Raw genomic sequence first — 26,923 nt, 5'->3', positions numbered from 1 at the left:
ACGGGCGGTTGACACAAGGGGCCTGGCAGGTGCAATACATGCCTATCAAGCCCTTTGTGCCAGCCGCTAATCCAGGGAGACAGGTATGAGCAAGCAGGCGATCAAGTTCTACAACAAGCCGGCCGGTGGCTGGGGTGCGTTGCGCAGTGTGTTCAAGCATATCCATGAGCAGGGTATCGTCGGGCGCGGGGTGACCACCCTGCTGCATGCGAACCAGCCGGATGGCTTTGACTGCCCTGGTTGTGCCTGGCCGGATAAGAACCATCACTCCACGTTTGAATTTTGCGAGAACGGTGCCAAGGCGGTGGCGGCAGAAGCGACCGAGCGTCGGGTCAACCGCTCGCTGTTCGAAAGCCATACCGTGGCGCAGCTGATGGCTCACGACGACTACTGGCTGGAAGGGCAGGGGCGCCTTACCGAGCCCATGCGCTACGACATGGCGACTGATCGTTACGTGCCCGCGAGCTGGGACGAAGCCTTTGCATTGATCGCCCGCCATCTGCAGGCGCTGGATCACCCCGACGAAGCCTTGTTCTATACCTCGGGCCGGACCTCCAACGAGGCGGCTTTCCTGTATCAGCTGTTTATCCGTGAGTTCGGCACCAACAACCTGCCGGACTGCTCGAACATGTGCCATGAGCCCTCGGGTACGGCCATGAAGGAGCAGATCGGCATCGGCAAGGGCACCGTCACGCTGGACGACTTCGAGCTGGCGGATGCGATTTTCATTTTTGGTCAGAACCCCGGCACCAACCATCCACGCATGCTGGGCACGCTGCGCGAGGCGGCCAAGCGCGGTTGCCGCATCGTCGTCTTCAACCCCTTGCGCGAGCGCGGGCTGGAGCGCTTTGCCGATCCGCAGAGCCCCGGCGACATGTTGTCGAGCCAGGGTAGCCAGATTGCCTCCAGCTATTACCAACTGCGTATCGGTGGCGACCTCGCGGTGGCCAAGGGTATGGCCAAGGTGGTGCTGGAAGCCGGGGATATCGATGAAGCCTTTATTGCCGCGCATACCGATGGTTTTGCCAGCTTCAAGGCCGATGTGCTGGCTGAATCCTGGGCTACCATCGTCGAGGAGTCCGGCCTGTCCGAAGCGCAGATTCGCGAAGCGGCGGCCATCTATATCCAGAGCCGTGCCACCATCTGCACCTGGGGCATGGGCATCACGCAGCACAAGCACTCGGTGGCAACCATCCAGGCCATCGTCGACCTGTTGCTGCTCAAGGGCAATATCGGCAAGCCGGGCGCTGGCGCGTGCCCGGTGCGCGGCCATTCCAATGTGCAGGGTGACCGCACCATGGGCATCTATGAGAAGCCCAGCCCGCTGTTCCTGCAAAAGCTGGGCAAGGCTTTCAACTTCACGCCACCGGAAAAGCACGGCCACGACGTGGTGGGCGCGATCGAGGCTATGCTGGCCGGCGAGGGCAAGGTGTTCATCGGCATGGGGGGCAACTTTGCCGTCGCCACGCCGGATGCCGACCGCACCAAGATCGCACTGAAAAAATGTGCGCTGACCGTGAACGTCACGACCAAGCTCAACCGCTCCCACCTGATACACGGTGCCGATGCCCTGATCCTGCCCTGCCTGGGACGGACCGAGATCGACATCCAGGCTAATGGCCCGCAGGGTGTGACGGTCGAGGATTCGATGAGCATGGTGCATATCTCGGCCGGCATGAACCCTCCGGCCTCCGAGCATCTGCTGTCCGAACCGGCCATCGTTGCCCGCATGGCGGTGGCGACATTGCCGGAAAGCAAGACGCCATGGCTGTGGCTGGTCGAGGACTACGACCGCATCCGCGACAAGATCGCCGAGGTGATCGACGGCTTTGATGACTTCAACAAGCGCGTGCATGTGCCTGGTGGTTTCTACCTGGGCAATTCGGCGCGCGAGCGCGACTGGAAGACCGCTACCGGCAAGGCGCGTTTCCTGGCGCATCCAGTGCCGACCGACCTGCCGATCAAGGCGATGCGCGCGCAGCATGGCGAGCAACCGGTCTTCAATCTGATGACGGTACGCAGCCACGACCAGTACAACACCACGATCTATGGCCTGGATGATCGCTATCGCGGTGTATTCGGTCATCGCCGCGTGTGCTTCATCAACAAGGCGGATCTGCTGCGGCTGGGCTTCGAAGCCGGCCAATGGGTGGACATGACCTCGGTCTGGCATGACGGCATGCGCGAGGCCAAGCGCTTCCTGCTGGTCGAGTACGACATTCCCGAGGGTTGCCTGGCGAGCTACTACCCGGAGACCAACAATCTGGTGCCGTTGAGCAGCATGGCGGATCGCGCGCGCACGCCGGCCTCGAAATCGGTGCCGGTCATACTCAGCCTGAGTACGGCCGAGGCCGCTGTCGTCTAGTGGAAGAGCTGTTGCTGGCCATCATGGCCCAACTCTTTGAGCGGGACGGCATGTCGGACAACCAGATCGACAAGAAGCTGGGCATCGGCATGAGCCAGCTCAACCGGGCGCTGGCTCTGTTGGGCAGCAATGCCGCGCTTGGCGGCCTGGGCCTGGTAGAGGCGCGCCAGGAAGGCAAGCGGCGCACACTATGGCTGACCGAGAAAGGGCGAGCCCTATGTCAGAGCCAATAAGGTCGATGGTGAATCCACCCGGTAGCCAGCCGGTCCGTGCACTGCGCATGCAGCAGGGGGAGCGCATCGGGCGCGATGAGCTGCTGGCGGAGGAGACACCGGTGGCGCTGGTCTACAACGGCATCTCGCATGCCGTGATGATGGCCACGCCGCTGGACCTGGAAGACTTCGCGCTGGGTTTTTCACTGACCGAAGGCATACTCGAACGTCCCGGTGAGTTGCTGGACTGCGAGATCAGCCCGATTGCCGGTGGCGTGAATGTCGAGCTGCGTATTACCGAGGCGCGTTTTCAGGGGCTCAAGGAGCGCCGTCGTAGCCTTACCGGCCGCACCGGTTGCGGCCTGTGCGGGCAGGACACGCTGGAGCAGGCAATCCGGCCGATCCGCAAGCTGGATGCGGCGGGTGGTGTACCGGTGGCGGCGATCAGCCAGGGTATGGCGCAACTGATGCAAGGTCAGGTGCTCAATGCGGCGACCGGCGCGGTACATGCTGCGGGCTGGTGGCGAGATGGCGAGATGACGGTGCGCGAGGATGTGGGCCGCCACAACGCGCTCGACAAGCTGATCGGTGCGTCTGCCCGGCACAGCGAGCGTGACGGGGTGATCGTGATCAGCTCCCGGGCCTCCTACGAGATGGTGCATAAGGCAGCGAGCGCCGGCTTTGCGGTACTGGCCGCCGTCTCGGCGCCGACCGCCCTGGCCGTGCAACTGGCCGACGAGGCCGGGCTTTGCCTGATCGGCTTTGCCCGCGAGGGCCGGCTGACGGCCTACAGCCATCCGCAGCGATTGCTAGGCTGAAGCCCATGTTGCCGGCTGCGCCTCCCGAGTCCGTCGATGCCGTGATTCTGTGCGGCGGCATGGGTCGGCGCATGGGTGGTCAGGACAAAGGCCTGATCGAGCTGGCCGGCAAGCCGCTCTATCAGCATGTGCTGGCGCAACTACCCCGCGCGCAACTGGGGCAGGTCTATCTTTCCGCCAATCGTAACCAGGCCGAATACGCCCGTAGTGGCTTCCCCGTATTGGCGGATGTCCGGCCGGATTATCCCGGTCCACTGGCCGGGATAGAGGCGGCGATGCTGGCGAGTTCGGCCGACTGGCTGCTGGTATTGCCTTGCGATATGCCCAGGCTGCCGACCGATTTGCTGGCGCGACTATGGGTGGCCCGCGATAAGGCCCCGGTAATCCGTTGCCATGATGAGGAGCGGCCCCAGCCGCTGCTGTGCTTGTTGCAACGGCGTTTGCTGACCCACTTGCAAGGCGCCCTGGATGACGGGCACCATGCCGTGATGCGCTGGCAAGATGCGGCAGGCGCCCGTGACATTGCGCTGCCCGGTCGGTTGCAGCACTGCAATGCGCCGGGTGCATTGCGCGATGGCGCTGGGGGTGCGGCGTAGGCCATGCTCACGCCCCCGTCGGCCTGCTCCCCACGTTGTAGTGTGCGATAATGTCTAGACAAGTGTGACCTGCTACGGCAAGGCCATGCGACCACCTCGATGCAATCCTCAAACGGCCCTATCTAGTCCATGAAGTTTTCGGGTTTTTCCTGCCTTGCCTCGCTACGCGCCCTGTTGCTTGTGGCCGCCATGTCGGCCCAATGTGCGTGGGCGGCCGTGTCACCACAGTCCTTGACCATACCGACCAGCGAGCGGCCGGTTTCGGTCAGCCTGTATGCCGCGGCAGGTGACCGGCCCAGGCCGGCCGTGCTGATCCTGCATGGACGGCAAGGCTTGCAGGCGTTCCCCGATGCCTACCAGCACTACGCGAACAGCATTGCCGAGCAGGGGGTAGATGCCTATCTGGTGCGTTACTACAGCGACAACGACGAAGCGGTAGTCGCCCTGGTGGGACGTTTTGACTACAACATCCGCTTTCGTGCCTGGACCCGTCTGATCGGGGAGGTTGCGACCTATATCGCCAGCCAGAAGCAATCGACCGGTAGCGTTGGCCTCTTGGGTTTCTCACAAGGCGGCAAGCTCGCCATTGCGACGGCGGCTGAATTTCCCAAGCTGGGTCCGCTCGTGATACTCGCCGCGCGCATGCCGGCCCCGGCCATGCTGCGCCAGGACATTGCGCACCTGCCTGCCCTGATGGTCCTGCATGGGCAGGAGGACACGGTCGTGCCGCTTGCAGAAGCACAGTTGATCGTGGACAAGGCCAAGGAGTTGGGCAGTCCGGGGAAGCTGGTCGTCTATCCGAGGGCCGAACATAATTTCGGCTTTGAAGCCGAGGGCGAGTTCTCGCACGATGCCCGGCGGCGGGCTGCGCAATTTCTGCGCGAGCAGTTCAGACAGGGGAAAGTACGTCCCCGTTTTCGCGGCCAATAGCAGGCCGGGGTGTGCCGGGAAAGAGCCGATGCGAGGTGTATTGCATCGGTTTTTTTTACGTCGGTCGTACGCAAAAAAAGCGGCTACCTTGCGGGTAGCCGGAATAGACAACAGGAGAGAGGGGTGGCCCCGGGCGGCAGGCAGGCTCGCGCCGGCCGGGACTTACAGCAATACGGTTTTGACCTCGACCTGGCCGGGTGCAACCTCGGCGTAGGGACAGATCAGATGGGCCTGCTGGATCAACTGCTGGGCGATCTCCCGATCCAGACCCGGCAGGTTGATGCTCAGCTCCACATCCAGTGCCGGCCCTATGGCAGATTGACCCACCACGACATCGGCAGTGATGGACGCTTCGGGTGGTATCAACGACACCCCCTGTCCCCCAACCGACTTCAAGGCCTTCATAAAGCAGCTTGAGTAGCCTGCGGCAAACAGTTGCTCCGGACTGATCGCATCGGACCCGAGCTCATTCAGTGCCAGGAAGCCGGCCAACTGGTTCTGGAGATCGCCCTGAGCGATGGGTCCCTGGTCGTGCGCGGACTTGCTGCTGAGTATCGGGTTGGCATACATGGCGAGAACTCCTGTTTACGGCGAAAGGTGACGGTTGCTTGGTCGGGGACCGCACCGGGCTTGTCTGGTCCTTATTTGCGAACACAGCACAAGCCCGGCTGCGGGCCGGATTCATGCAGCATCAGGCATGCGTACCGCGTGCTTCGTAGCTCGCGCCGCCCTGGCTGGGCACATAGCCGCCTGCCTTGCCGTTCGAGACGGGGGCGACTTCGGTCTGCTTGCCACGCGGTGCGTAGCTGGCCTCACCCTGGCTGGTCACGTAGGTGCTGACAGCGATCTGATGGCCTCGCGGTGCTGGTGCGACGACTCGCTGACCGCGTGGTTCGTAGGCGGCAGGGCCTTGCTGTGGTGCGTAGGCGGGACCGTAGCTCACGCCTTCATCAGCGGCCTCACGGGTGGTGCGGCTTGCTGCGCCGTTGTTGCCTTGGGCTTCGGTCTGCTCGCTACGGCGATAGCTATCGGTGTCTGAGGGCACGACGGTGGCGCTTTCGCGGACGGTACGGCTGACAGCGGCAACTTCCAGATAGCCGTTGTTGGCATCGCGGCGGAAGTCATCGGTATTGACCGGGCTGGCGGCAAGGGCTTGGCTCACGGCCAGGCCAAGCAGCGATACGGAAAGCAGTTGGGCGAACGTTTTCATGATGAGATTCCTTTGCAAGTTTGAATGAGTGAGTCGCGGTTCGTATGGCCGGTTAAGCTAACTTCGCTAACTATGAGTGCGCTAAGTTTTTAATCGGCACTGGTCTGTACTGCGCTCCACTTGCTACTTGGTCGTGGGGCCGGCTTCCCAATCAGGGTCTGGACTTGTTGCTCCGAACCGTGTTGCGCTGCCATGTGTTCAATATACTTAACGAACTAATAATTAGCAAGCTAATTAAATGACCGTTTATCGGTTTTGCGAGGTTCGATTCAGGCCATGTCGACGATGACCACGCGTGCCTTCGCCGTCGCTTCTACCTTGGCGGGCTGGATCGCCGGTAGCGTCGCCGGCAGTTGCAGCGTCGGCTGGAGGGTGAGCGGCGCCTGGCGGGCATCACGCTGGGATAGCGTGGCCAGCAAGGCTTGTTCGTCGACACCCAGGCGCGAGTAGGAGAAAGGTGACTTGGGCATGATCAGGCTCCTGGCATGGTGGGGTTTGGCATCAGGGAACGGCTTGTGGTGGCCGGTAGGGGACCTTGTCCGGTCTACCGGCCTGCGACCAGGTTGATGGCCTAGCTCGCCAGTTTCTTGCGAAGATCGACCAGGCTGTTCATCAGGCCGGCGATTTCTTCATCGCAACTGGCGCAAGCGTGCTTGATGGACTGGTTGATCTGGTAGGCGTCCGCCTTGAGCGCTTTGCCTGCTTCGGTCAGGGTCAGGATCAGGCTGCGCTGGTCGTCCGGGTCGCGAGTGCGGTTCAGGTAGCCTTCGGCCTCGAGCCGCTGTACGACCGGGGTGATCGAGCCGGAATCCTGCTGCAGCTTTTCCGCGAGATCCTTGATGCCCAGGCCTTCCTGCTCCCACAGCACCACCATGACCAGATATTGCGGATAAGTCAGATTCAGCTTCTCAAGCAGGGGCTTGTAGATCTGGGTCAGCTTCAGCGAGGTGGAATACAGGGCAAAGCATAAATGCTGGTCCAGCTTTGGGGGGCAGGGCGAGTTCATGATGTTGCGCTCCAGTCAGTTTGTGTACTTAGCATAGCAATAGTTAGCACACAATGCAAATGACTAACTACCTGATTATTGACGTCTTGCCAGTCCATGCAGGCCGATCCCTATCTGGCCGGCCAGGGGTCGTAACAAGCAGCTGCTTGATGTAGCGGTGCAGCATAAGCCATCGTCGTGCAGCAAGGCTTGGTATTGCTGGTTTGCAGGGGCTTATTTTCCTGGTGAGTCCCTGCTTGAGGCAGATGCATGCCGCAACGCACAACTGATTGTTCTTGCGGGAATTTTTGCGTCGCCTTAAAAATGTAATCGATTACATTTTGAGGTGGTGTGGTGCCGAAATCGTTCACTCCTGCTGCTATGGCTGCCGTGACGGGTGCACCCGCGATATCGATCGCGGAGGTCGCCGAACAGGCGGGGGTGTCGGTCGCCACCGTGTCACGCGTCTTGAACGAGCACGCCGGCGTGAAGCCGGCCACGCGCAGCAAGGTACTGGCGGCCGTAGCCGCCAGCGGCTATCGGGTGAACGAGCTGGCGCGTAACCTGCGCACCGCCGAAAGCCGTCTGCTGTTGACCATGGTGCCGGATGTGGGCAACCCCTTCTATGCCGAAATCGTGCGTGGCATCGGCAGCGTGGCCAGGCAGCAGGGGTATGACCTGCTGCTGTGCGACACCGGCGCGGAGCTGGGGCGTGACCGGACCTATTTTGACCTGCTGCGTCGGCGACGGGCGGATGGGGCCATCTGTCTGGACCCGGACACGGTACAGCAGGCCCTGCTGGATGAAGCACTGGACCTGCCCTGGGTGGCTTGCTGCGAGTTTGATCCCATCTCGGCAGTGCCCTATGTGGGTATTGATAACCAGGCAGCAGCCCGGCTGGCGGTGGACTACCTGCTGCAACGGGGGCATCGGCGCATCGCCCTGATCAACTCGGACCCGAACTATCTTTATGCGCGGCAGCGCCAGCAGGGGTATCAGGATGCATTGCGTGTTGCCGGCATTGCGGCCGAGCCCGCACTGCAGCTGAACGTCAATTCACTGGATTACGAGGCGGGTGCGGCGGCAGCCAGGCAACTCTTGCAGCAGCCGTCGGCACCGACGGCGATTTTCGCGGTGTCCGACACGTTGGCGATCGGTGTGATCGCCGGTCTGCGCAGCCTGGGCAAGCGGGTACCGGACGATGTGGCGGTGCTGGGCTTTGACGATATTGCGCTGGCCCGACAGATCGACCCGCCACTGACGACGATCGCCCAGCCCATGCGTGAATTGGGTGAGCGGGCGGCCAGCCTGCTGCTACAGCGACTAGCCACACCGGAAGTACCGGTGGCCGGGGTGCTGCTGCCGCACCGCCTGGTGGTGCGGGGGAGCGCCTGAGATGAGCTTGGCGATCCGCTTTGACGAGGTGCGCAAGGACTTCGGTCCGGTACGTGTGTTGCACGGCGTGAGCTTTGCGCTGGCACCCGGACGTATCTATGGTCTGCTTGGTGAGAACGGCGCCGGAAAATCCACCTTGATGAAGATACTGGCGGGTTATGAGCAAGCTAGTGAGGGACGTATCGAAGTGAATGGTCAGGCGCTGCGCTTCACCAGCTCACGCCAGGCGGAGGCCGCGGGCATCGTACTGATCCATCAGGAGTTCAATCTGGCCGAGCACCTGAGCATTGCCCAGAACATGTTTCTGGGCCATGAGCGCAAGCGCGGCCTGTTCCTGGATGATCGCGCCATGCGCCAGGAGGCTGCTCGCTACCTGGCACAGGTGGGACTCGACAAGGACCCCGACACCCGCGTGCGCGATCTGATCGTGGCCGAGAAGCAACTGGTGGAGATCGCCAAGGCGCTGTCTCGCCAGGCGCGTCTGCTGATCATGGATGAGCCAACCGCCACGCTCACGCCGGGCGAGACCGAGAAGCTGTTCACGCTGATGGCGCGGTTGCGCAGCGAGGGTGTCACGCTGCTCTATATCTCGCACAAGCTTGACGAGGTCGAACGCATCACCGATCAGGTGATCGTGATGCGGGACGGGCGTTTCGTGACCGAGGCGCCGACTGCCAGTCTCAACCGTCAGCAGATGGCCAACCTGATGGTGGGGCGCGATGTATCCGACATGTTTCCACCCAAGCAATGGCCGACGGCCGACGCGGCTGTGGCGCTGCAGGTCAGGCAACTGACTGTGCCCGGCTGGGCCGATGGGCTGGATTTCGAAGTACGTACCGGCGAAATACTCGGCTTTGCCGGGCTGGTCGGCGCAGGACGGACCGAGGCCTTTGAAGGATTGATCGGCCTCAGGCCGGCCACCGTGGGTGCGGTCCATCTTGCCGGCAAGACGGTGACGCTGCGTTCGCCCCGGCAGGCCATGCGACAGGGTCTGACCTACCTGAGCGAGGATCGCAAGGGCAAGGGACTGCACGTGAACCTGGGGCTGGCGGCCAACCTGACGCTGATGACGCTCGAACGCTATGCCCATCCCTGGGTGGACGTGGTGGCTGAAAAACTGGCCATGGCCGCGGCGGTTGCCGATTTCGGTATCCGTACCGGCGACCTGGGCAACCGGGCCCGCATGCTGTCAGGCGGTAATCAGCAAAAGCTGGCGCTGGCCAAATTCCTGCACCCGGACCCGAAGGTGCTGGTGCTGGACGAGCCGACCCGCGGCGTAGATGTGGGCGCCAAGCGCGATATCTATTTCCTGATCCAGCGGCTTGCCGCCGAGGGCAGGGCGGTGATCGTGATCTCGTCCGAGCTGATCGAACTGATCGGCCTTTGCCATCGTGTCGCCGTACTTCGTGGCGGCCGGCTGGAGACCATCCTTACGCAGGACCATCTCAATGAAGAGGAGTTGATCGCCCATGCAACCGGTACCCACTGAAGCGGGCGATGCCCGGCGCTGGCTCAGTTATCTGGGCAGCATCGGACCGGTGCTCGGCCTGATCTCTCTGTGCGTGGCAGGCGCCTTGCTGAATCCGGATTTCGCCACCATCGACAACATGATGAACGTGCTGACCCGCACGGCCTTCATCGGCATCATCGCGGTGGGCATGAGCTTCGTGATCATTTCCGGCGGCATTGATCTGTCGGTGGGTTCCATGGCGGCGCTGATCGCAGGCAGCATGATCTACCTGATGAACCGGCTGGCCTTGGGCGTTGGCGGCTACATCCCCGGCCCACTGGCCATTGTTCTGATCGGTATCGCGCTGGCGCTGGTACTGGGTGCGGCTTTCGGCGCGGCGCATGGACTCCTGATCACCAAGGGTCGGATCGAACCTTTCATCGTCACGCTCGGCACGCTCGGTATCTTCCGGGCCGTGCTGACCTACCTCGCCGACGGTGGCGCGCTGACCCTCGACAATACCCTGGCCGACCTCTACAGCCCGGTCTACTACGCCAGCCTGCTGGGCGTGCCTGTCCCGATCTGGATTTTCCTGCTGGTCGCCGTGATCGGCACCGTGTTGCTCAATCGCACCGCCTACGGCCGCTATGTGCAGGCCATCGGCTCCAACGAGCAGGTCGCCCGCTACGCCGCCATCGAGGTCGACCGGGTCAAGATTATCACCTATGTGTTCCTGGGCCTGTGCGTAGGCGTCGCCACCGTGCTCTACGTCCCTCGCCTGGGCTCCGCCACCCCGACCACCGGCCTCCTGTGGGAACTCGAAGCGATCGCCGCCGTGGTCGTCGGCGGCACCGCACTGAAGGGCGGCGAAGGCCGCGTGGTCGGCACCGTCATCGGCGCCATCCTGCTCTCGGTAATCAGCAACATCCTCAACCTCACCAGCATCATCAGCGTCTACCTCAACGCCGCCGTCCAGGGCCTCGTCATCATCGTCGTGGCCTTCTTACAACGAGGCCGACGATGAGGCTGCAATCCGGCAGTCAGTCCCGGGTGCGGAGAGGACTCAAAAAACCACCCGTATTTCAGATTTCCGTTGGTACTTCAGCAGTCGCTATTCAGTGAGTACCACGAGCGCCAGCAAGGCTCCCGCGCGGCGGCGAGGGCGGGGGGAGTGGATTCAATAAAGCAAAGCGCGTTTCAGGTATCAGTTGCCGTCTAGCACCTGGCTTTGCCGGGTGGGAAGTTGCAGGTCGAAGCCCGTATCACTCAATACTATTTCCCGGAGAGACACCATGAAAGGCATCACCCGTGCATTGAGCGCCAGCCTGCTGGCCCTGACGTTTGCTTCCAGCCAGGCGGCCGAGAAGGTCACGCTTGGCGTATCCATTCCCACCGCGACGCATGGCTTTACCGGCGGCATCGTGTGGTGGGCCAACCAGGCCAAGGCGGAGCTGGAAAAGGCGCATCCCGACCTCAAGGTCATCGTCAAGACCTCGGGCGGAGCGCCGGAGCAGGCCAACCAGTTGCAGGATCTGGTAACGGTCAACAAGATCAACGCGCTGGTGATCTTCCCGTTTGAATCGGCCTCGCTGACCAAGCCGGTGGCGCAGGTGAAGGGCAAGGGCATCTATGTGACCGTGGTGGATCGTGGCCTGACCGATACCAGCGCCCAGGATGCCTATGTCGCCGGCGACAACACCGCCTTTGGCAAACTGCCGGCCGAATACCTGGCCAAGCAACTGAATGGCAAAGGCAATATCGTAGCGCTGCGGGGCATCCCCACCACGCTCGACAATGAGCGCTTCGACGCTTTTACTGGCGTGCTCAAGGCTCATCCCGACATCAAGCTGCTGGACGCAAAGTACGGTAACTGGAATCGGGACGACGCTTTCAAGGTGACCCAGGATTTCCTGACCCGCTTCAAGCAGATCGACGCCATCTGGGCGGCGGATGACGACATGGCGGTTGGCGTGCTCAAGGCCATCGATCAGGCCAAGCGAACCGATATCCGCATCGTCTTCGGCGGGGCGGGTGCCAAGGGGGCGATCAAGACGCTGATCGATGGTAGCGACAAGCGCATCCAGGCCAACGTCTCCTACTCGCCCAAGTTCATGTACGACGCGATCAAGCTGACTGCCGAAGCCCGGCTCAAGGGCGAGAAACTGCCTGCCACCACCATCATTCCATCGGTGCTGATCACCAAGGAAAACGCCAAGCAGTTCTACTTCCCGAACTCACCGTTCTGACCCGATGCACAGCCTGCCCGGCATGTCCGCCGGGCAGGGCGTGACATCGACCCGCCCGTGCAGAAGGAGTCCCATCATGCAGACCATCAAGGGCCCCGCCATCTTCCTGGCCCAGTTCCTTGGCGATACGGCGCCGTTCGATAGCCTGGATCACCTTGCCGCCTGGGCCCGGGGGCTGGGTTACGAGGGCTTGCAGTTGCCGACCGATCCACGCCTGATCAACCTGGAACGGGCGGCGCAAAGCCAGACCTATGCCGATGAAATCCGTGGCACGGTGGCGGCGCATGGCTTGCAGATCACCGAGCTGTCCACCCATCTGCAGGGCCAGCTGGTGGCGGTTCATCCGGCCTACGATAGTCTGTTCGATGGTTTTGCCGCAGCCGAGGTACGCGGCAAGCCAGCCGCCCGGACCGAATGGGCGATCAGCCAGCTCAAGGCGGCAGCGCAGGCGTCGCAACGGCTCGGGCTGGCGGCGCATGTGACCTTCAGCGGTGCACTGGCCTGGCCCTATCTCTACCCCTGGCCACAGCGGCCGGCGGGTCTGGTGGATACCGCCTTTGCGGAACTGGGACGGCGCTGGCGGCCGATACTCGATGCCTTCGAGGATGCCGGGGTGGACTGCTGCTATGAGTTGCATCCAGGAGAAGACCTGCACGACGGTGTCACCTTCGAGCGTTTTCTGGGCGAGGTCGGCGAGCACCCGCGGGCGAACATCCTCTACGACCCCAGCCATTTCCTGCTGCAACAGCTCGATTACCTGGCCTTCATCGACCTCTACCATGCGCGCATCAAGGCCTTCCACGTCAAGGATGCCGAGTTCCGGCCCAACGGCCGGCAGGGCGTCTATGGCGGCTACAGCGGCTGGGCCGAGCGTGCAGGGCGGTTCCGATCGCTCGGGGACGGGCAGATCGACTTCGTGTCTATCTTCTCCAAGCTGGCGCAGTACGATTACCCGGGCTGGGCGGTACTGGAATGGGAGTGCGCGCTGAAGCACCCGGAGGACGGGGCGGCCGAGGGGGCGGACTTTATTCGTCGGCACATCATCCGTGTGGCGGAGCGGGCGTTCGACGACTTTGCCGGGAGCGGCGTGGATGCGGGGCAACTGCAGTCCCTGCTGGGTTTGCGATAGGAGGTACTACGGTGCAGAGAAAACTCAGGTTGGGCATGGTTGGCGGCGGGCAAGGGGCGTTCATTGGTGCGGTGCATCGCTTGGCCGCGCGCATGGATGACCACTATGAACTCGTGGCGGGTGCGCTTTCCAGCGATCCGGCGCGAGCCGCCGCCAGCGGGGCAGAGCTCCGGCTCGCACCGGAACGCAGCTATGCCAGCTATCGCGAGATGGCCCGCGCGGAAGCTGCCCGGCCGGATGGCATCGACGTGGTGGCCATCGTCACCCCCAACCATCTGCATGCGCCGGTGGCAAAGGCCTTTCTGCAGGCTGGCGTACATGTGATCTGCGACAAGCCGCTGGCGATGTCGCTGGCCGAGGGCGAGGCGTTGGCGCAACTCGCGCGTGAGCGGCAGCGCCTGTTTGCGCTCACCCATACCTACAGTGGTTACCCCATGGTGCGACATGCTCGCGCCATGGTCGCGGCGGGGGAACTGGGCGACTTGCGCCTGGTACAGGTGGAGTACGCGCAGGACTGGTTATCCGAGCCGCTGGAACAAGATGGGACCAACAAGCAGGCCGGGTGGCGCACCGATCCGGCCCAGGCGGGACCGGCTGGTTGCCTGGGGGATATCGGCACCCATGCCTACCAACTGGCGGCCTTTGTCAGCGGCCAGACGCCGACCGAGCTGGCTGCCGAACTACATACATTTGTGCCGGGGCGGCGGGTGGATGACCATGTGCAGATGCTGCTGCGCTATGGCAACGGTGCCCGCGGCATGCTGTGGGCGAGCCAGGTGGCCAGCGGTGAAGAGAACGGTCTGCGGCTGCGGGTGTACGGTAGCCGCGGCAAGCTCGAATTCCGGCAGGAGTATCCGAACGAGCTCTGGTTCACCTCGCTGGCCGGTGCGGCGCAACGGCTGACCCGCGGGCGGGTGGGCAGTGCCGAGGCGCAGCATGCGACCCGGGTGCCGGCGGGACATCCGGAAGGCTATCTGGAGGCCTTTGCCCAGCTCTATACCGATGCGGCATTACAGATCCAGGCCATGCAGGCGGGCAGCGCTTTGCCGCCTGCCAGCCTATCCCTGACTACCGTGGAGGATGGTCTGGCGGGGCATCGTTTTATCGATGCGGTGTTGGCAAGCCATGGCCAGGGCGGTACCTGGGTGAGATTGGCGTAGTCAGCAAAAAGCCCCGACTGGATCGGGGCTTTTTTTTCTTCACGCACGACAACGGTGTTCAGTGAGCGCTGTAGGCCGGCACGGCTGCTGCAGGCTTGGGCCGGCGGGACGACATCAGCAGCAGAGCCAGCACTAATGACAGGCCGATCACCCCAACGGCGGCATAGGTGATGTTGGCCACGCCCCAGGTATCGATGACGCGGCCGCCGAGGATGGCGCCCAGGCCGATGCCGATATTGGCGCCGGAGATATTGAGCGAAGCGCCGAAGGCGGCGGCCTCGCCCGCGGCTTTCATCAGCCGGACATGACAGACGATAAACAGCGCCGACTGGGCGATGCCCCAGATCGCCAGCGCGATCGCGAGGCCGACATGGGACTGCATGCTCGGGACCAGGGCCAGCATGCCGATGGCCATCAAGGCACTGAAACCCAGCGTGGTGCCGAGCGGGCTGCGATCCACCAGCCGACCACCGAGCGTGTTGCCGATCAGGCCGACCACGCCAAAACCCATCAGGCACCAGCCAACCACGGAGCCACTGAAGCCTGCCAGGCGTTCCAGCATGTCGGCCAGATAGGTGTAGGCGGTGAACATACCGGTAAAGACCAGCAGCGACAGCAATACCTGGCCGACCATTACCGGATTGCGCAGGATGCGGGCCTGCGAGGCCAGCGATACCTGCGGTTTCTGATGCCGGCTGGCCGGGAAGAACAACAGCAGCATCAGCGCCTTGCCAAAGGCGACGGCGGCAAGAATGCCGAATGCGCTGCGCCATCCCAGGGCGTCCGAGACCAGGGTGCCGATGGGGATGCCGAACACGGTGGCGCAAACAATGCCGAAGGCGATCATGGAGATTGCCCGGCCTGCTTTCTCCGGGCCGATCAGGTCTACCGCCGTCTCGCTGGCGAGGGACCAGAATACCGGTAGCGCCAGTGCCGGTATCAGGCGGGCCACGCCCATCACGATGATATTGGGTGCGAAGGCTGCCAGTGTATTGGCCAGGCCGAATAGCACCAGCACGGTGACAAACAGGCGCTTGCGTTCGAAGCCGGAGAAGAGGGCGGTCAGGAAGGGGCCGGTGCTGGCGACGGTAAAGGCGAATAGCGTAACCAGCAGGCCGGCCTGGGAGACGCTGACATTCAGGTCGCGGGCCAGGGCAGGCAGGAGGCCGACGATCATGAATTCGGTGGTCATGACGGTGAAGCCGGCGGCGGAAAGCAAAAGAATGGGTAGCAGCATAGGACCTACTCCGGCCGGAATGGCCCGGCGAAAAAAGCGGTAAGAGGAGTGGTCGGACAATAAACCAGCTTGCCGCATTAATAAATACCGAAAATTCGCATGCTTTATTTCATTGGTGAAATAATGGTGCACGAGATTGTGCGAATGCAAACGGAGGGAAGATGGACAAGTTCCTGGCCATGCAGGCTTTTGTGCGGGTGGTGGAGTCCGGCACCTTTGCCAAGGCCGCCGATATGCTGGACCTGCCCAAGCCGACCTTGACCCGCCTGATCCAGGGCCTGGAAGGGGAGCTGCATACCAAGCTCTTGAACCGGACCACCCGCCGCATGAGCGTGACCGACGACGGCGCTGCCTACTATGAGCGGGCGGTGCGCCTGCTCAGCGAGATGGCGGAGATGGAGTCCTGCATGTCGGGCGCACGCAGCAAACCGCGCGGTCGCTTGCGCGTGGATGTGCCGGCCTCGCTGGCCTTGTCCGTCATCATCCCGGCCCTGCCGGATTTTCGTGGCCGCTATCCGGACATCCAGGTTGACCTGGGGGTGACCGACCGGCCGGTCGACCTGTTGAGTGAAAACATCGACTGCGTGATACGCGGCGGCGCCATTACCGATCAATCGCTGGTTGCTCGCCAGGTGGCCCTGGTCGACTTCACCGTCTGCGCTACGCCGGCCTACCTGGCTACGCGCCGCCTGCCCGGAAATCCGCACGAATTGGTCGAAGGCTATTGCGTGATCCGCTCCTTCTCGGCGCGGAGCGGCAAGATGTTTCCCTTCGTACTCAGCAAGGATGGCGAGCGATTCGAGGTGGAGTGCATGCAGAACGTCAATACCAACGACTCCAGCGCTGCGCTGGCCGCCTGCCTGGCGGGCCTTGGCATCGTGCAGCTGGCGTCGGTACTGGTGCAGCCTTATCTCGACCGTGGAGAGTTGCAGGCGCTATTGCCGGATTGGCGTAGTGATCCGGCCAGCGTGTATGTGGTCTATCCGGCCAACCGCCACCTGAGCGTGAAGGTGCGGGTATTCGTGGACTGGATCATCGAGCTGTTTGAAGCGCACCCCCTGTTGCGGCTGGAAGGGCGGCAGTTTGCACCCACCTGAACACTGTCCGGTGGTGGCGGTCCCATTGCGGTAGTCGCGGCGGCATCCCGCTGTCGGCTATGGTGAGGGTAACGATTGATGTTGACGGAGGAATGATGGCCTACGATTTTGATCTGTTCGTGATCGGTGCCGGGTCCGGCGGAGTGAGGGCAGCACGCTTTGCCGCAGGCTTCGGCGCACGGGTGGCGGTGGCGGAGAGCCGCTACCTGGGTGGAACCTGTGTCAACGTGGGTTGCGTGCCCAAGAAGCTGCTGGTCTATGCGGCGCGCTTTGCCGAAGATTTCGCCCATTCAGCCGGCTTTGGCTGGACTCACGGCGAAGCGAATTTCGACTGGAGCACGCTGATCACCAACAAGAACCGCGAGATCAGCCGGCTCAACGGGATCTATCGCAAGTTGCTGGATGACAGCGGCGTCCAGGTGCTGGATGGCCATGCCCGGCTGGTCGATGCCCATACGGTCGAAGTCGACGGCCAGCGTTACCGCGCCGAACATATCCTGATCGCGACTGGCGGCTGGCCGGTACTGCCTGACATACCGGGCAAGGAGCACGCCATCACCTCCAACGAAGCCTTCTTCCTGCCGGCCTTGCCCAAGCGGGTATTGGTGGTGGGGGGCGGCTACATCGCGGTCGAGTTTGCCTCCATCTTCCACGGCTTGGGTGCCAGGACCAGCCTGCTGTATCGACGTGAGCTGTTTCTCAAGGGCTTTGACCTGGGTGTGCGCGAGCACCTGCGGGACGAGCTGATCAAGCACGGCATGGACTTGCAGTTCAATACCGAGATACGCCGCATCGACAAGCAGGGTGATGGCAGCCTGGCGGTCACGCTCAATGACGGCCGGGTGGTGGAAACCGATTGCGTCTTCTTCGCTACCGGGCGTCGACCCATGGTGGATGACCTCGGGCTGGAAAATACCGGCGTACGGCGCGATGCCAATGGCTATATCGAGGTCGATGCGGATTTCCGTACCGCCGAGCCCTCCATCCTGGCGATCGGCGATGTGATCGGCCGGGTACAACTGACCCCGATGGCATTGGCCGAGGGTATGGCGGTGGCGCGGCAACTCTATAAGCCTGAGCAATACCATACGCTCGACTACACCCTGATCCCTACGGCGGTATTCAGTCTGCCCAATATCAGCACGGTGGGACTGAGCGAGGACGATGCCCGCGCCCGGGGGCATCGGGTACATATCTACGAAGCACGGCTGCGGTCGATGAAGATGACGCTGGCTGGGGCGGATGACCGCATGCTGCTCAAGCTGGTGGTCGACGCGGACAGCGACAAGGTGCTGGGCTGCCATATGGTCGGGCCGGACGCAGGCGAGATCATCCAGGGCATGGCGATTGCCGTGCGCATGGGGGCGACCAAGGCGCAGTTCGACAGCACCATCGGTATCCACCCGACGGCGGCGGAAGAGTTCGTGACCTTGCGCACGCTGAGCCGGGAATAGGCATCTGGCTGCGGGCTTGTCTTGGCAGCCATTCAACGGGCCCGCGCAAAGCGGCGCCGCCAGGCATGGGCAAACGCGATGCGCAGGGGCGGAACAGCCGGCCGAGCGTCTCCGCACACCCGTGCCCATTGCCACATGACCGACAAGTGTTTGTGCGCCAACCCGTCGGCGTGGGTCGGGACTTGCAGCAAACCGCCCATGAAGTGGCCCGGGGCTAGTCTCGCCCAGCCCCGCGGCATCACGTGATAGTGCACTGGGTACCCACGGTGGCAGACAAGGTGGGTGCGTTCAGGTGGACCCTGCGGGCAATCCCGACTCCGTGGACGACATGCCCAATTTTGGTGCGTTTCTTTGACCGGGCGAGGCCTTCCTATGCCCGGGCAGGGAGTGCATCGCGCCTGAAAGTGAGCCTGACCAGCCGACGGCAGGTTGCCTGCCTTCATCCAGATGGGTGATGTAAGAACGGAGCGGAACCGCTAAGCTGCCAGCGCAAGCATAAATAAAGCAATGTTGGAGTGAGGAATGACGACAAGAACGGACTTTGCACAGCCGGGTCTGGTCAATATCACTGTGTCTTATTGTGGCAACCCGCACGATGTCCGTGCCGGCGATTCCACGGCGTACACCGTGAACTACACCGCGGGCTTTGTAGTGGGCAAGACGCTGGAGTACTACATGCAGCGTGCGGTGGACCAGTATGGGCGACACCTGCAGTACCAGAATGCTTCCGATTCGGGCTGCCTGCACAAGCCCATGGTCGGTAGCATCAGCATCGATGCCCCCTATCCCGGAGCCGGGACTTATATCGCGCCACCGCCGCCGGAGTGGGCGCAGTTGCTGCCGCTGAACCAGTTACCCAGTGATTGCCCGCCATTCTGGTACTTCCTGGCACCCGAAACCCCCATGACCAAGCCGACCTTCGAGACTTGCCTCGACTACACCAGCATGGTGGTGACGCCGGGCCGGGTGTTCTGGATGCTGGGCTACCCCGGCTATCTCGATTAGGGCGGGCTAGCCGCGCCGCCAGACACTGGCCAGCCATGGCTGCTGCTCGCGCGGCAGCCCTGCAGGCCGGTAGTAATGTTCCAGCTCGCTGAATCCCGCTTCTGTCATGTAGCGCTGCCAGGTTGCCAGATCGTGATAGCTGCCGTAGCGGTCACCGTTCCAGCCTTCCTCGTTGTTACCACGCGGATTGGACGCAAACAGCACGCCCCCCGGCTTGAGGGTCACGTGCAGTGCGGCCAGCACGGCAGGTAGTGCTGCGCGGGGTACGTGAAACAGCGAGGCGTTGGCATAAACCCCGTCGAACTGTTCCGCAGGTAGCGACAGCTTGAGGAAATCCTGCTGCCAGACTTCGCAACCGCTGTACTGCCTGGCCATCTCCGCAAAGCGCGCGGCACCTTCCAGGCCGGTAGCGAGGTGCCCCAGCTCGGTGAAGGTCTTCAGATCCCGCCCGGGACCGCAACCCACATCCAGTATCCGGTAGGGAGCGGAGGCCGTGATATGGCGCAGCAGCGCAGCGATATTCTGGCTGACGTCGTGGTCCTTGGTACCCAGCCAGAATTCGTCGGCCCGCGTTTCATAGTGGGCCAGGGTGGCGCTGGAGGTATCGGGCAGTGGTGGCTGTTCGGGCATACTGCATTCTAGCGTGGTGGCAGGCTGGAAGCGGGTTTCACCGCGCTTATCCAAAACTTAAGTATTGCTTAGCAAGCAATTAGCGATGGTCTGGACAGCATCGTTGCACACTGTGTTCACTCCCCTGGACCTACCTTGCCAGGGAGCGGAGAAACAGCATGCAAGCCAACGACCGTCGCTACGATATCTACGCCCTGCTCCACAAGGGGCTGCGTGCCTACCTCAGCCATGTGCTGTTGGAGGTGGGTCGTACCGACTGGCGTGATCGTGCCAATCGCCAAAGCAGCATTGTCACCGTGCGGGAACTGCTGGGGGTGTGCGAAGCGCACCTGGAACAGAAGCACAGCCGTATCCATCCGGCCATGGAGGCTCGTCGGCCGGGGGCGAGCAAGCAGGCGCATCTGCACTACCAGTCCCACCGTCATTCGATTAATCAGTTGCATGATGTGGCGGTGACGGTCGAGACCGCCAATCACTACAACATGGACAGTGCGGGCGAATGGCTCTATCGCGAGCTGGCGATGTTCGTGGCTGACAACCTGGAACTGATGGCGAAGGAAGAAAGCTACAACAATCGCGTGCTGTGGGAGACCCATAGCGATGCGGAGATCATTGCCATCGAACAACAGATGGTTGCCGCCATGCCTGCTGACCGCATGTTGCCACTATTGCGCTGGACCGTGCCTAACCTGGCTCCGGACGAGCGGGCGCTGATGCTGGGTGAAATGTTGCGCGACGGGGCATCGGCAGAGGTATTTGACTGTGCGCTGGCCATGCTGCGCGCACTCTTGCCGCCCAAGGAGTGGGGTCGCCTGACGACGTCACTGAGCGTGCACTGAGTTTGAACGAACTTTGCGAGAGGTTTTCATCGACCTTTTGCTCCGTATCTGTTCCGCCCCCCTGTCGGAGCAGGTTCCCTTAACCCGGCGCTAGCCGAGAAACCGGGTTGAGTCTTATGGCCGCGTATGCGGCCAATTTTTTTCGCTCGCCAATGGCGGGTCGAGGAGGGATCAGGCTGTGCCGTTCGGGCTGATGGTGGCTTCGCCGTCCAGGAGCTGTACCGGACGCTCTACCCGCAGGCGGAAGCGGCCACGGCCGAGCTTGTCGAGCGCCAGCCAGTCGCAACGCTCGCCCAGCCGGCGCTGCAGTAGCAGCAGGCGGGTGTAGAGATTGTCGCCAAAGTCCGGCAGGCGCAGACGCGGGTCCAACCGCAGCGCGCGATTGCTCGATTCACTGCGGCCGTCACGGGCGTAGTCGCTGAGCAGCAGCCACAGCACGGCACCGGCGACGCCCTTGATCAGGTAGTCGTCATCCAGGAATACGCTCTGGGTGGTGGCAAAGTAGCGCACGATGACCGGTTTGCCGACCGGCATGGGCAGCGGTTCGGTTTCTTCGATGTCCAGTTGCTCGTCCTGCGCCTCCGGCAGCAGTTCCTGCGGCCGGGTCAGCCAGCGCATGGCGAGGCCCAGTTGCTGCCCCAGCGCCACCAGCGCGTCTTCGTCTTCATAATCGAAGCGGCGGCCGTTGGCGCTTTCCACGTACAGCACACCGGCGAGCCAGTTGCCAGCGGCAATGGGCACCGCCAACTGGCTATGCGGGCGATGCAGGGCGGGGAAGGGAATGTCGCCACCGGTGGCGGCCGGTCCCAGGTGCAGGCCGGGTTCCTGGTATTCGCCGGCCAGGCTGGACAGCCGGACCGGTGCGCGGAACTGGGCGACGGCACCTATCAGGCCGTCTCCGACTTCGACTTCCGAGCCGACGCCGGACTGCGCGTAGCCCCGGCTGGCGACGGTGTAGAGCCAGAGGCCCGATTCATCCACGCAGAGGATCAGGGCGTGATCCATACCCATTTCACTATTGAGGCCATCGAGCACCAAGTCGAAAGCCTGCGACAGCTCGTCAGCGGCAGCCAGCCGTTGCGATAGCAACCTGACGGCGGCCAGACGGTTGTAAGGTGCGTGCTGTTGCAGCAGTTCGACACCATCGAGCCGCTCCACGCTCAATACCTTGCAAACATCCACACCGAGTAGCGGCAGGGCGCCATGGGTACCGGCATTACGTGCCTGCAGGCTGTTGAACAGCGCGCCATCCGATTCGGTGCCCAGGAATTCCAGTGCCAGCCGGTAGCGAGCAGCCGTCACCGGATGACTGACCGTCGCCGCAGCGCGTGGATTGCTCAGCAGGTTGCTGCGTAGCGGCGTGGTGCAGGCGTAGGGCAGTGCGATGTGTTGGGCATCGACAAAGCACAACTGCGGCACTTCGCAGATATCGGCAATGCCATCGGGCGAGCAACTGGCGACCTGCTTGGGCAGGCCTCCTTCCAGGCAGGCGCGGATCTGTTCGACGTCGAGCTTGCTCATGCCACAGCCTTTCTGCCGTCGTCGTAGAACACCTGGTTGTGCAGGGCGGGACGCTGCCATTCGCTGATGGTCAGGCGGATGGCGGCGAGATGTTCGGTCGGGTAATCGTGCAGCGCATAGCTATAGCGGGTACCGAAGCCCAGCGGCAACAGCTCGGCAGCAATGGCTTCGCGCTGGGCCTCCAGCGCAGCCTGCTCGGCAGCGCCGATGCCGACGTGTTCGGCATCGCTACCACGCAACTGCAGTTGCACCGGTTTGCCTGCCTGCGACAGCAGCACGGTCAGCCGGTGGTTGCTTTCGATATCGGCCAGCAGGCGGATGGCGTGCTGGCGGACCAGCACCAGAGTCAGCGAAAGGCGGTCGGGACCCACGAGGCAAGCCAGCGCGGGCGCCAGGGAAGGGGTCAGAAAACCATCGCAGCCGGCCAAGTGGATCAGGCGGCCACCCTGGGCAAAGGCGATCTGTTCGTCGGTGAGTGGGGCGGCGGGCATGGCGGGGATGATAGTCGAGGCCGAGTTTTGTTATGGTTTAAGTAATAACACGCCCTAATCCATTGGCATATGGTTATTCTTCACTATGCAGGGCATCTAGGAAGGCGAGGCCGTAGCGTTCGAGCTTCTGCGCCCCCAAGCCGGAGATGTGCGCCATGTCGGCCAGGGTGGCGGGCTTGGCATCCAGCATAGCTTTGAGCGTGGCATCGGTAAAAATCAAATAGGCTGGCACGCTCTGTTCATCCGCCAGTTGTCGGCGCGTGGTGCGTAGTTTTTGCCACAGTGCTTCGTCGGCTGGCGAGATGTCGAGGCTGGCCGCCGAGCGTTTCTTGTCGCGCTCGGTCTTGTCGCGCTTCTTGTCAGGCAGGCCGCGCAAGCGCAGTTCCGCTTCGCCGCGTAGGAGCGGGCGAGACAGGTCGGTCAGTTGCAGCGCGCCGTATTCGATCTCGGTCTGCAGGTAACCTGCCGCCAGCAACTGGCGCAGTACCGAGCGCCAGGCAATTTCGGACATATCGCTGCCGATGCCAAATGTGCTGACCTTCTCGTGGAAGTGTTGCTTGACCTTGTCTGTGCTCTTGCCGAGCAGTACGTCGATCACATGGCCGGCACCAAAGCGCTGGCCGGTGCGGAACACGCAGCTCAGGGCCTTGCGGGCGGCGTCGGTCGCATCCCAGGTTTGCGGCGGGTTGAGACAGTTGTCGCAATTCCCGCAGGGCTGCGAGGTCTCACCGAAATAGGCCAGAATCATCTGGCGCCGACAGGAGACCGTCTCGGCGAGGCCCAGCATGGCATTGAGCTTCTGCCGTTCAACCTGCTTCTGTGCCTCGGGTGCCTGACCGCCTTCGATCATCTCTTTGAGCTGCATGACGTCGTTGAGGCCATAAGCCAGCCAGGCACTGGAGGGCAGGCCATCGCGACCGGCGCGGCCGGTTTCCTGATAGTAGCCTTCGAGGCTCTTGGGCAAATCGATATGGGCGACAAAGCGCACGTCAGGCTTGTCGATACCCATGCCGAAGGCAATGGTAGCCACCATGACGATGCCGTCTTCCCGCAGGAAACGAGTCTGGTTGCGCGCGCGGATATCGGCTGCCATGCCTGCGTGATAAGGCAGTGCGGTCACGCCGTTGTCGCTGAGGAACTGGGCGGTATCCTCGACGCGCTTGCGGCTCAGGCAATAGACGATGCCGGCATCGCCATCATGTTCTCGCTCGATAAAGGACAGCAGCTGCTTGCGTGCGTTGTCCTTTTCGATGATGCGATAGCGGATATTGGGCCGGTCAAAACTGGAGACAAACTGGGCGGCGTCTTCCAGCGCCAGCCGTTGCACGATCTCGCGCCGGGTAGCGGCGTCGGCGGTGGCCGTCAGGGCGATGCGGGGCACACCCGGGAAGCGTTCATGCAATAGCGAGAGGCCGATGTACTCGGGCCGGAAATCATGTCCCCACTGGCTGACGCAATGCGCTTCGTCGATGGCGAACAGGCTGGCCGGTGTGTGCTCGAGCAAGGCCAGGAAGCGTGGTGTCAGCAGGCGTTCCGGCGCGACGTACAAGAGCTTGAGATCGCCGCGCATATAGCGCTGCTCGATCTCCCGGGCTGCATTGTTGTCGAGCGTGGAATTGAGAAACGCTGCCTCCACGCCCAACTGGTGCAGCCCTTCGACCTGGTCCTGCATCAGCGCGATCAGGGGTGACACCACCACGGCGCAACCGGTGCGCAGCAGGGCGGGTATCTGATAACACAGCGACTTGCCGCCACCGGTGGGCATCAGTACCAGTGCGTCGCCGCCACCTGCCACCTGCGCCACGATCTCGGCCTGACGGCCGCGGAAGCGTTCGTAGCCAAAGATGGATTGCAGCAGATGCAGAGCAGGTTCTGACGAGGTCACAGTGGAGTGCAGCCGGGCGGAGGGCCGCCATTATACCGGTAGCACGCCCGCTCCGTTGACTACCTCACCCGGGCAAGTGATTGTTTTCCCGACCGAACCTGGCCGCGAGCCAATCCGGATGGTGCCAGCCGCCAGGGCCACGCGCTTTGGGTGCATGCCCCGAACTGATGGCAGAACGGCCTGCACGCTGGCAGGCCGTCCATTCGTACCCGTGCGGTGCCGAGGTCAGGCGGCGCTGATATCCAGCAGCGCCGAGCCTTCCTTGACCTGCTCACCTTTCTGGAAAAACACCTCGGCGACCGTACCGGCGTGCGGGGCGAGGATGGTGTGTTCCATCTTCATGGCTTCCAGAATCATCAATGGCGTGCCTTTTTCAACGACATCACCCTTGGCGACATGGACCGCGACCACCGTGCCCGGCATGGGCGCAGTGAGGCCACCGCCGGCCTCGGCCACTTCCAGCCCGGCCAGCAGCGGGTTGAAGGGTTGCAGGCTGATATTGGCGCCATCGCGTACCAGGGTCAGGCTATCGGACTGCCGGACCACGCTGGCACTGAGCCGGTAGCCATCCAGCGTCGCGTTCAAGCGACCTGCCTGAAGCTGGCCCTGCGCCGCCATGCCCTGAATGCCGCCTTGGGCATCCGGCATCTCGAGAAAATAGGCGCCGTCGCGGTAGTGGGCCTGGACCGCATATTCGGCGTCGCCATGGCGGAAATGCAGGGCGTGACGATTGTCCTGGTTCAGGCGCCAGCCGTCGGTCTGCCACCAGGGCGAGTCGCTGTCGTTCGAACGTTGCCGTGCGGCTTCGCCCTGCACTTCCATCAAGGCCAGTTCAGCCAAGGCGGCCAGTGCCAGTGTCTCGTTGCTGACGGCCGGCGAGGGTGGAATCAGCGCCGCATGGTGGCGGGCGATGAAACCGGTATCCAGTTCCTGGGCCCGGAAGGCGGGGTGGCGGGCCAACTGGCCAAGGAAGTCGAGATTGGTGGTCAGGCCAACGACCTCGTACTCGGCCAGTGCACTGGCGAGCCGGTCCAGGGCCCGGTCGCGGTTCTCGTCCCAGACGATCAGCTTGGCGATCATTGGGTCGTAGAACGGCGAAATCTCGTCGCCACTTTCGACGCCGGTATCGACCCGCACATGGCGGGACTCGGCCGGTTGCCGCAGGTGCGCCAGCCGGCCGATCTGCGGCAGGAAGTCGCGGGCGGGGTCCTCGGCGTAGACGCGCGCCTCAAAGGCGTGACCCTGGATACGAAGTTCGGCCTGCTGGAGAGGCAGGTGTTCGCCACTGGCGACGCGCAGCTGCCATTCCACCAGATCGAGGCCAGTGATCATCTCGGTCACCGGATGCTCCACCTGCAGGCGGGTATTCATTTCCATGAAATAGAAGGCGTCGGACAACGTATCGAAGATAAATTCGACCGTACCGGCGCCCACATAACCCACGGCCTTGGCGGCGCGCACGGCGGCTTCGCCGATCTCGCGACGCAGCTCGGCCGACAGGCCTGGAGCCGGCGCTTCTTCAAGGACCTTCTGATGACGACGCTGGACCGAGCAATCCCGCTCGAACAGGTAGACCGCCTCGCCATGGCCGTCGGCAAATACCTGGATCTCGATATGGCGTGGCTTGGTCAGGTACTTCTCGACCAGCACCTTGTCGTCGCCAAAGCTTGCCGCAGCTTCGCGCTTGGCAGAGGCGAGCTGACCGGAAAAGTCCTCGCTGCGCTCGACGATCTTCATGCCCTTGCCACCACCGCCGGCCGAGGCCTTGATCAGCACCGGGTAACCCATACGGTCGGCCTGTTCCTGCAGGAAGGCGCTGTCCTGGACTTCGCCATGGTAACCCGGCACCAGCGGTACACCGGCGGTCTCCATCAGCGTCTTGGCTGCGGATTTGGAACCCATGGCGGCGATGGCGGAGGCCGGCGGACCGATGAAGACCACGCCAGCCTTGGCGCAGGCTTCGGCGAATTCCTCGTTCTCGCTCAGGAAGCCGTAGCCGGGGTGGATAGCCTCGGCGCCGGTGCGGCGCGCAATATCGAGGATCAGGTCGGCCTTCAGGTAGGACTCGCGCGGGGCGGGCGGCCCAAGACGGAACGCCTCATCGGCCAGTTTGACGTGGCGGGCGTCGGCATCGGCGTCGGAATAGACCGCGACGGTACGGATGCCCAGGGCGCGAGCGGTCTTGATGACCCGGCAGGCGATCTCGCCACGGTTTGCAATCAGAATCTTTTTGAACATCAATATCTACCAAAGGCGTCAGCATGGGCC

The 26,923-nt window shown here is 62.9% G+C and carries 25 protein-coding genes; 15 read left to right on the top strand and 10 right to left on the bottom strand.

Annotation, left to right across the window (positions count from 1 at the left end):
• The first annotated feature begins 85 nt into the window (after positions 1-85).
• The 5 genes from ACYVHK_RS15345 to ACYVHK_RS15325 all read left to right on the top strand — a co-directional run bounded on the left by ACYVHK_RS15345 (position 86) and on the right by ACYVHK_RS15325 (position 4,921).
• Entirely contained in the window at positions 86-2,365 is a 2,280-nt protein-coding gene (locus ACYVHK_RS15345; RefSeq protein WP_460533814.1) for an FdhF/YdeP family oxidoreductase, read from the top strand.
• 23 nt (positions 2,366-2,388) lie between these two features.
• Positions 2,389-2,598 carry a hypothetical protein gene (locus tag ACYVHK_RS15340; protein ID WP_460533812.1) on the top strand — a complete coding sequence of 70 codons (210 nt, stop codon included), beginning with the start codon at positions 2,389-2,391 and terminating at the stop codon, positions 2,596-2,598.
• Positions 2,599-2,603: 5 nt separating this feature from the next.
• A complete protein-coding gene (gene fdhD, locus ACYVHK_RS15335; protein ID WP_460533810.1) occupies positions 2,604-3,395 on the top strand; it encodes a formate dehydrogenase accessory sulfurtransferase FdhD in 792 nt (263 codons plus the stop codon).
• Between the two features lie 5 nt (positions 3,396-3,400).
• Positions 3,401-3,991, top strand: coding sequence for a glycosyltransferase family protein (gene mobA / locus ACYVHK_RS15330; protein WP_460533808.1), 591 nt, complete (start codon positions 3,401-3,403; stop codon positions 3,989-3,991).
• Between the two features lie 189 nt (positions 3,992-4,180).
• Complete coding sequence (locus tag ACYVHK_RS15325; protein ID WP_460533806.1) at positions 4,181-4,921, top strand: dienelactone hydrolase family protein; 741 nt, start codon at positions 4,181-4,183, stop codon at positions 4,919-4,921.
• Positions 4,922-5,083: 162 nt separating this feature from the next.
• Here the strand turns inward: ACYVHK_RS15325 and ACYVHK_RS15320 are convergent, their stop codons facing one another.
• From ACYVHK_RS15320 to ACYVHK_RS15305, 4 genes are all read right to left on the bottom strand, one after another.
• Positions 5,084-5,491: an OsmC family protein gene (locus ACYVHK_RS15320; RefSeq protein WP_460533804.1), complete on the bottom strand. Its 408-nt coding sequence runs from the start codon at positions 5,489-5,491 to the stop codon at positions 5,084-5,086.
• 121 nt (positions 5,492-5,612) lie between these two features.
• On the bottom strand, positions 5,613-6,131 hold the full coding sequence (locus ACYVHK_RS15315; protein WP_460533802.1) for a hypothetical protein: 519 nt from the start codon (positions 6,129-6,131) through the stop codon (positions 5,613-5,615).
• A 269-nt stretch (positions 6,132-6,400) separates the two neighbouring features.
• Positions 6,401-6,601 carry a hypothetical protein gene (locus tag ACYVHK_RS15310; RefSeq protein ID WP_460533800.1) on the bottom strand — a complete coding sequence of 67 codons (201 nt, stop codon included), beginning with the start codon at positions 6,599-6,601 and terminating at the stop codon, positions 6,401-6,403.
• 101 nt (positions 6,602-6,702) lie between these two features.
• Positions 6,703-7,137 carry a MarR family winged helix-turn-helix transcriptional regulator gene (locus tag ACYVHK_RS15305; protein WP_460533798.1) on the bottom strand — a complete coding sequence of 145 codons (435 nt, stop codon included), beginning with the start codon at positions 7,135-7,137 and terminating at the stop codon, positions 6,703-6,705.
• Between the two features lie 333 nt (positions 7,138-7,470).
• Here ACYVHK_RS15305 and ACYVHK_RS15300 point away from each other — a divergent pair, with 333 nt between their 5' ends.
• The 6 genes from ACYVHK_RS15300 (at position 7,471) to ACYVHK_RS15275 (ending at position 14,496) form a co-directional block, all read left to right on the top strand.
• The gene (locus tag ACYVHK_RS15300) at positions 7,471-8,511 is read left to right on the top strand and encodes a LacI family DNA-binding transcriptional regulator (protein ID WP_460533796.1); all 1,041 of its coding nucleotides are present in this window, start codon (positions 7,471-7,473) and stop codon (positions 8,509-8,511) included.
• Position 8,512: 1 nt separating this feature from the next.
• Positions 8,513-10,000, top strand: coding sequence for a sugar ABC transporter ATP-binding protein (locus ACYVHK_RS15295; protein ID WP_460533794.1), 1,488 nt, complete (start codon positions 8,513-8,515; stop codon positions 9,998-10,000).
• Positions 9,981-10,985 (top strand): ABC transporter permease, encoded by a 1,005-nt coding sequence (locus ACYVHK_RS15290; protein WP_460533792.1) that lies wholly within the window; start codon positions 9,981-9,983, stop codon positions 10,983-10,985. The genes ACYVHK_RS15295 and ACYVHK_RS15290 overlap by 20 nt, the downstream gene beginning before the upstream one ends.
• Before the next feature lie 268 nt (positions 10,986-11,253).
• Positions 11,254-12,207, top strand: coding sequence for a type 1 periplasmic-binding domain-containing protein (locus tag ACYVHK_RS15285; RefSeq protein WP_460533790.1), 954 nt, complete (start codon positions 11,254-11,256; stop codon positions 12,205-12,207).
• Positions 12,208-12,283: 76 nt separating this feature from the next.
• Positions 12,284-13,336 (top strand): sugar phosphate isomerase/epimerase family protein, encoded by a 1,053-nt coding sequence (locus ACYVHK_RS15280; RefSeq protein ID WP_460533788.1) that lies wholly within the window; start codon positions 12,284-12,286, stop codon positions 13,334-13,336.
• Between the two features lie 11 nt (positions 13,337-13,347).
• Positions 13,348-14,496 (top strand): Gfo/Idh/MocA family protein, encoded by a 1,149-nt coding sequence (locus ACYVHK_RS15275; RefSeq protein ID WP_460533786.1) that lies wholly within the window; start codon positions 13,348-13,350, stop codon positions 14,494-14,496.
• 58 nt (positions 14,497-14,554) lie between these two features.
• Here ACYVHK_RS15275 and ACYVHK_RS15270 read toward each other — a convergent pair whose 3' ends face one another.
• Positions 14,555-15,733 carry an MFS transporter gene (locus ACYVHK_RS15270; protein WP_460533784.1) on the bottom strand — a complete coding sequence of 393 codons (1,179 nt, stop codon included), beginning with the start codon at positions 15,731-15,733 and terminating at the stop codon, positions 14,555-14,557.
• Positions 15,734-15,894: 161 nt separating this feature from the next.
• On the opposite strand from ACYVHK_RS15270, the gene ACYVHK_RS15265 reads away from it, so the two are divergent.
• From ACYVHK_RS15265 to ACYVHK_RS15255, 3 genes are all read left to right on the top strand, one after another.
• Positions 15,895-16,830: a LysR family transcriptional regulator gene (locus ACYVHK_RS15265; RefSeq protein WP_460533782.1), complete on the top strand. Its 936-nt coding sequence runs from the start codon at positions 15,895-15,897 to the stop codon at positions 16,828-16,830.
• 95 nt (positions 16,831-16,925) lie between these two features.
• Complete coding sequence (gene gorA / locus ACYVHK_RS15260) at positions 16,926-18,284, top strand: glutathione-disulfide reductase (RefSeq protein ID WP_460533780.1); 1,359 nt, start codon at positions 16,926-16,928, stop codon at positions 18,282-18,284.
• A gap of 522 nt (positions 18,285-18,806) precedes the next feature.
• Positions 18,807-19,289 carry a hypothetical protein gene (locus ACYVHK_RS15255; RefSeq protein ID WP_460533778.1) on the top strand — a complete coding sequence of 161 codons (483 nt, stop codon included), beginning with the start codon at positions 18,807-18,809 and terminating at the stop codon, positions 19,287-19,289.
• Between the two features lie 6 nt (positions 19,290-19,295).
• Here ACYVHK_RS15255 and ACYVHK_RS15250 read toward each other — a convergent pair whose 3' ends face one another.
• Entirely contained in the window at positions 19,296-19,919 is a 624-nt protein-coding gene (locus ACYVHK_RS15250; RefSeq protein WP_460533776.1) for a class I SAM-dependent methyltransferase, read from the bottom strand.
• A gap of 158 nt (positions 19,920-20,077) precedes the next feature.
• Here ACYVHK_RS15250 and ACYVHK_RS15245 point away from each other — a divergent pair, with 158 nt between their 5' ends.
• Positions 20,078-20,758: a hemerythrin domain-containing protein gene (locus ACYVHK_RS15245; protein WP_460533774.1), complete on the top strand. Its 681-nt coding sequence runs from the start codon at positions 20,078-20,080 to the stop codon at positions 20,756-20,758.
• 171 nt (positions 20,759-20,929) lie between these two features.
• On the opposite strand, the gene ACYVHK_RS15240 is transcribed toward ACYVHK_RS15245, so the two are convergent.
• The 4 genes from ACYVHK_RS15240 to ACYVHK_RS15225 form a co-directional block, all read right to left on the bottom strand.
• Positions 20,930-22,279: a GAF domain-containing protein gene (locus ACYVHK_RS15240; RefSeq protein ID WP_460533772.1), complete on the bottom strand. Its 1,350-nt coding sequence runs from the start codon at positions 22,277-22,279 to the stop codon at positions 20,930-20,932.
• Positions 22,276-22,770 (bottom strand): hypothetical protein, encoded by a 495-nt coding sequence (locus ACYVHK_RS15235; protein ID WP_460533770.1) that lies wholly within the window; start codon positions 22,768-22,770, stop codon positions 22,276-22,278. The genes ACYVHK_RS15240 and ACYVHK_RS15235 overlap by 4 nt, the downstream gene beginning before the upstream one ends.
• 73 nt (positions 22,771-22,843) lie before the next feature.
• On the bottom strand, positions 22,844-24,655 hold the full coding sequence (gene recQ, locus ACYVHK_RS15230) for a DNA helicase RecQ (RefSeq protein ID WP_460533768.1): 1,812 nt from the start codon (positions 24,653-24,655) through the stop codon (positions 22,844-22,846).
• Between the two features lie 225 nt (positions 24,656-24,880).
• Complete coding sequence (locus tag ACYVHK_RS15225; protein WP_460533766.1) at positions 24,881-26,893, bottom strand: acetyl/propionyl/methylcrotonyl-CoA carboxylase subunit alpha; 2,013 nt, start codon at positions 26,891-26,893, stop codon at positions 24,881-24,883.
• Positions 26,894-26,923 lie beyond the last annotated feature (30 nt).

This window comes from Chitinimonas naiadis (assembly GCF_054780835.1).
The sequence above is the reverse complement of the archived record's forward strand: the minus strand, read 5'-3'. Positions and strand labels throughout refer to the sequence as shown.

Excerpts from the sequence above, each read along its gene's own strand:
- ACYVHK_RS15265 (WP_460533782.1), top strand. The coding sequence starts at position 15,895 with ATGGACAAGTTCCTGGCCATGCAGGCTTTTGTGCGGGTGGTGGAGTCC.
- ACYVHK_RS15315 (WP_460533802.1), bottom strand. The coding sequence starts at position 6,131 with ATGAAAACGTTCGCCCAACTGCTTTCCGTATCGCTGCTTGGCCTGGCC.
- ACYVHK_RS15310 (WP_460533800.1), bottom strand. The coding sequence starts at position 6,601 with ATGCCCAAGTCACCTTTCTCCTACTCGCGCCTGGGTGTCGACGAACAA.
- ACYVHK_RS15255 (WP_460533778.1), top strand. The coding sequence starts at position 18,807 with ATGACGACAAGAACGGACTTTGCACAGCCGGGTCTGGTCAATATCACT.
- ACYVHK_RS15245 (WP_460533774.1), top strand. The coding sequence starts at position 20,078 with ATGCAAGCCAACGACCGTCGCTACGATATCTACGCCCTGCTCCACAAG.
- ACYVHK_RS15285 (WP_460533790.1), top strand. The coding sequence starts at position 11,254 with ATGAAAGGCATCACCCGTGCATTGAGCGCCAGCCTGCTGGCCCTGACG.
- ACYVHK_RS15305 (WP_460533798.1), bottom strand. The coding sequence starts at position 7,137 with ATGAACTCGCCCTGCCCCCCAAAGCTGGACCAGCATTTATGCTTTGCC.
- ACYVHK_RS15320 (WP_460533804.1), bottom strand. The coding sequence starts at position 5,491 with ATGTATGCCAACCCGATACTCAGCAGCAAGTCCGCGCACGACCAGGGA.
- ACYVHK_RS15225 (WP_460533766.1), bottom strand. The coding sequence starts at position 26,893 with ATGTTCAAAAAGATTCTGATTGCAAACCGTGGCGAGATCGCCTGCCGG.
- ACYVHK_RS15325 (WP_460533806.1), top strand. The coding sequence starts at position 4,181 with ATGTCGGCCCAATGTGCGTGGGCGGCCGTGTCACCACAGTCCTTGACC.
- ACYVHK_RS15280 (WP_460533788.1), top strand. The coding sequence starts at position 12,284 with ATGCAGACCATCAAGGGCCCCGCCATCTTCCTGGCCCAGTTCCTTGGC.
- ACYVHK_RS15340 (WP_460533812.1), top strand. The coding sequence starts at position 2,389 with ATGGCCCAACTCTTTGAGCGGGACGGCATGTCGGACAACCAGATCGAC.
- mobA (WP_460533808.1), top strand. The coding sequence starts at position 3,401 with ATGTTGCCGGCTGCGCCTCCCGAGTCCGTCGATGCCGTGATTCTGTGC.
- ACYVHK_RS15290 (WP_460533792.1), top strand. The coding sequence starts at position 9,981 with ATGCAACCGGTACCCACTGAAGCGGGCGATGCCCGGCGCTGGCTCAGT.
- gorA (WP_460533780.1), top strand. The coding sequence starts at position 16,926 with ATGGCCTACGATTTTGATCTGTTCGTGATCGGTGCCGGGTCCGGCGGA.
- fdhD (WP_460533810.1), top strand. The coding sequence starts at position 2,604 with ATGGTGAATCCACCCGGTAGCCAGCCGGTCCGTGCACTGCGCATGCAG.
- ACYVHK_RS15240 (WP_460533772.1), bottom strand. The coding sequence starts at position 22,279 with ATGAGCAAGCTCGACGTCGAACAGATCCGCGCCTGCCTGGAAGGAGGC.
- ACYVHK_RS15345 (WP_460533814.1), top strand. The coding sequence starts at position 86 with ATGAGCAAGCAGGCGATCAAGTTCTACAACAAGCCGGCCGGTGGCTGG.
- ACYVHK_RS15235 (WP_460533770.1), bottom strand. The coding sequence starts at position 22,770 with ATGCCCGCCGCCCCACTCACCGACGAACAGATCGCCTTTGCCCAGGGT.
- ACYVHK_RS15270 (WP_460533784.1), bottom strand. The coding sequence starts at position 15,733 with ATGCTGCTACCCATTCTTTTGCTTTCCGCCGCCGGCTTCACCGTCATG.
- ACYVHK_RS15250 (WP_460533776.1), bottom strand. The coding sequence starts at position 19,919 with ATGCCCGAACAGCCACCACTGCCCGATACCTCCAGCGCCACCCTGGCC.
- ACYVHK_RS15295 (WP_460533794.1), top strand. The coding sequence starts at position 8,513 with ATGAGCTTGGCGATCCGCTTTGACGAGGTGCGCAAGGACTTCGGTCCG.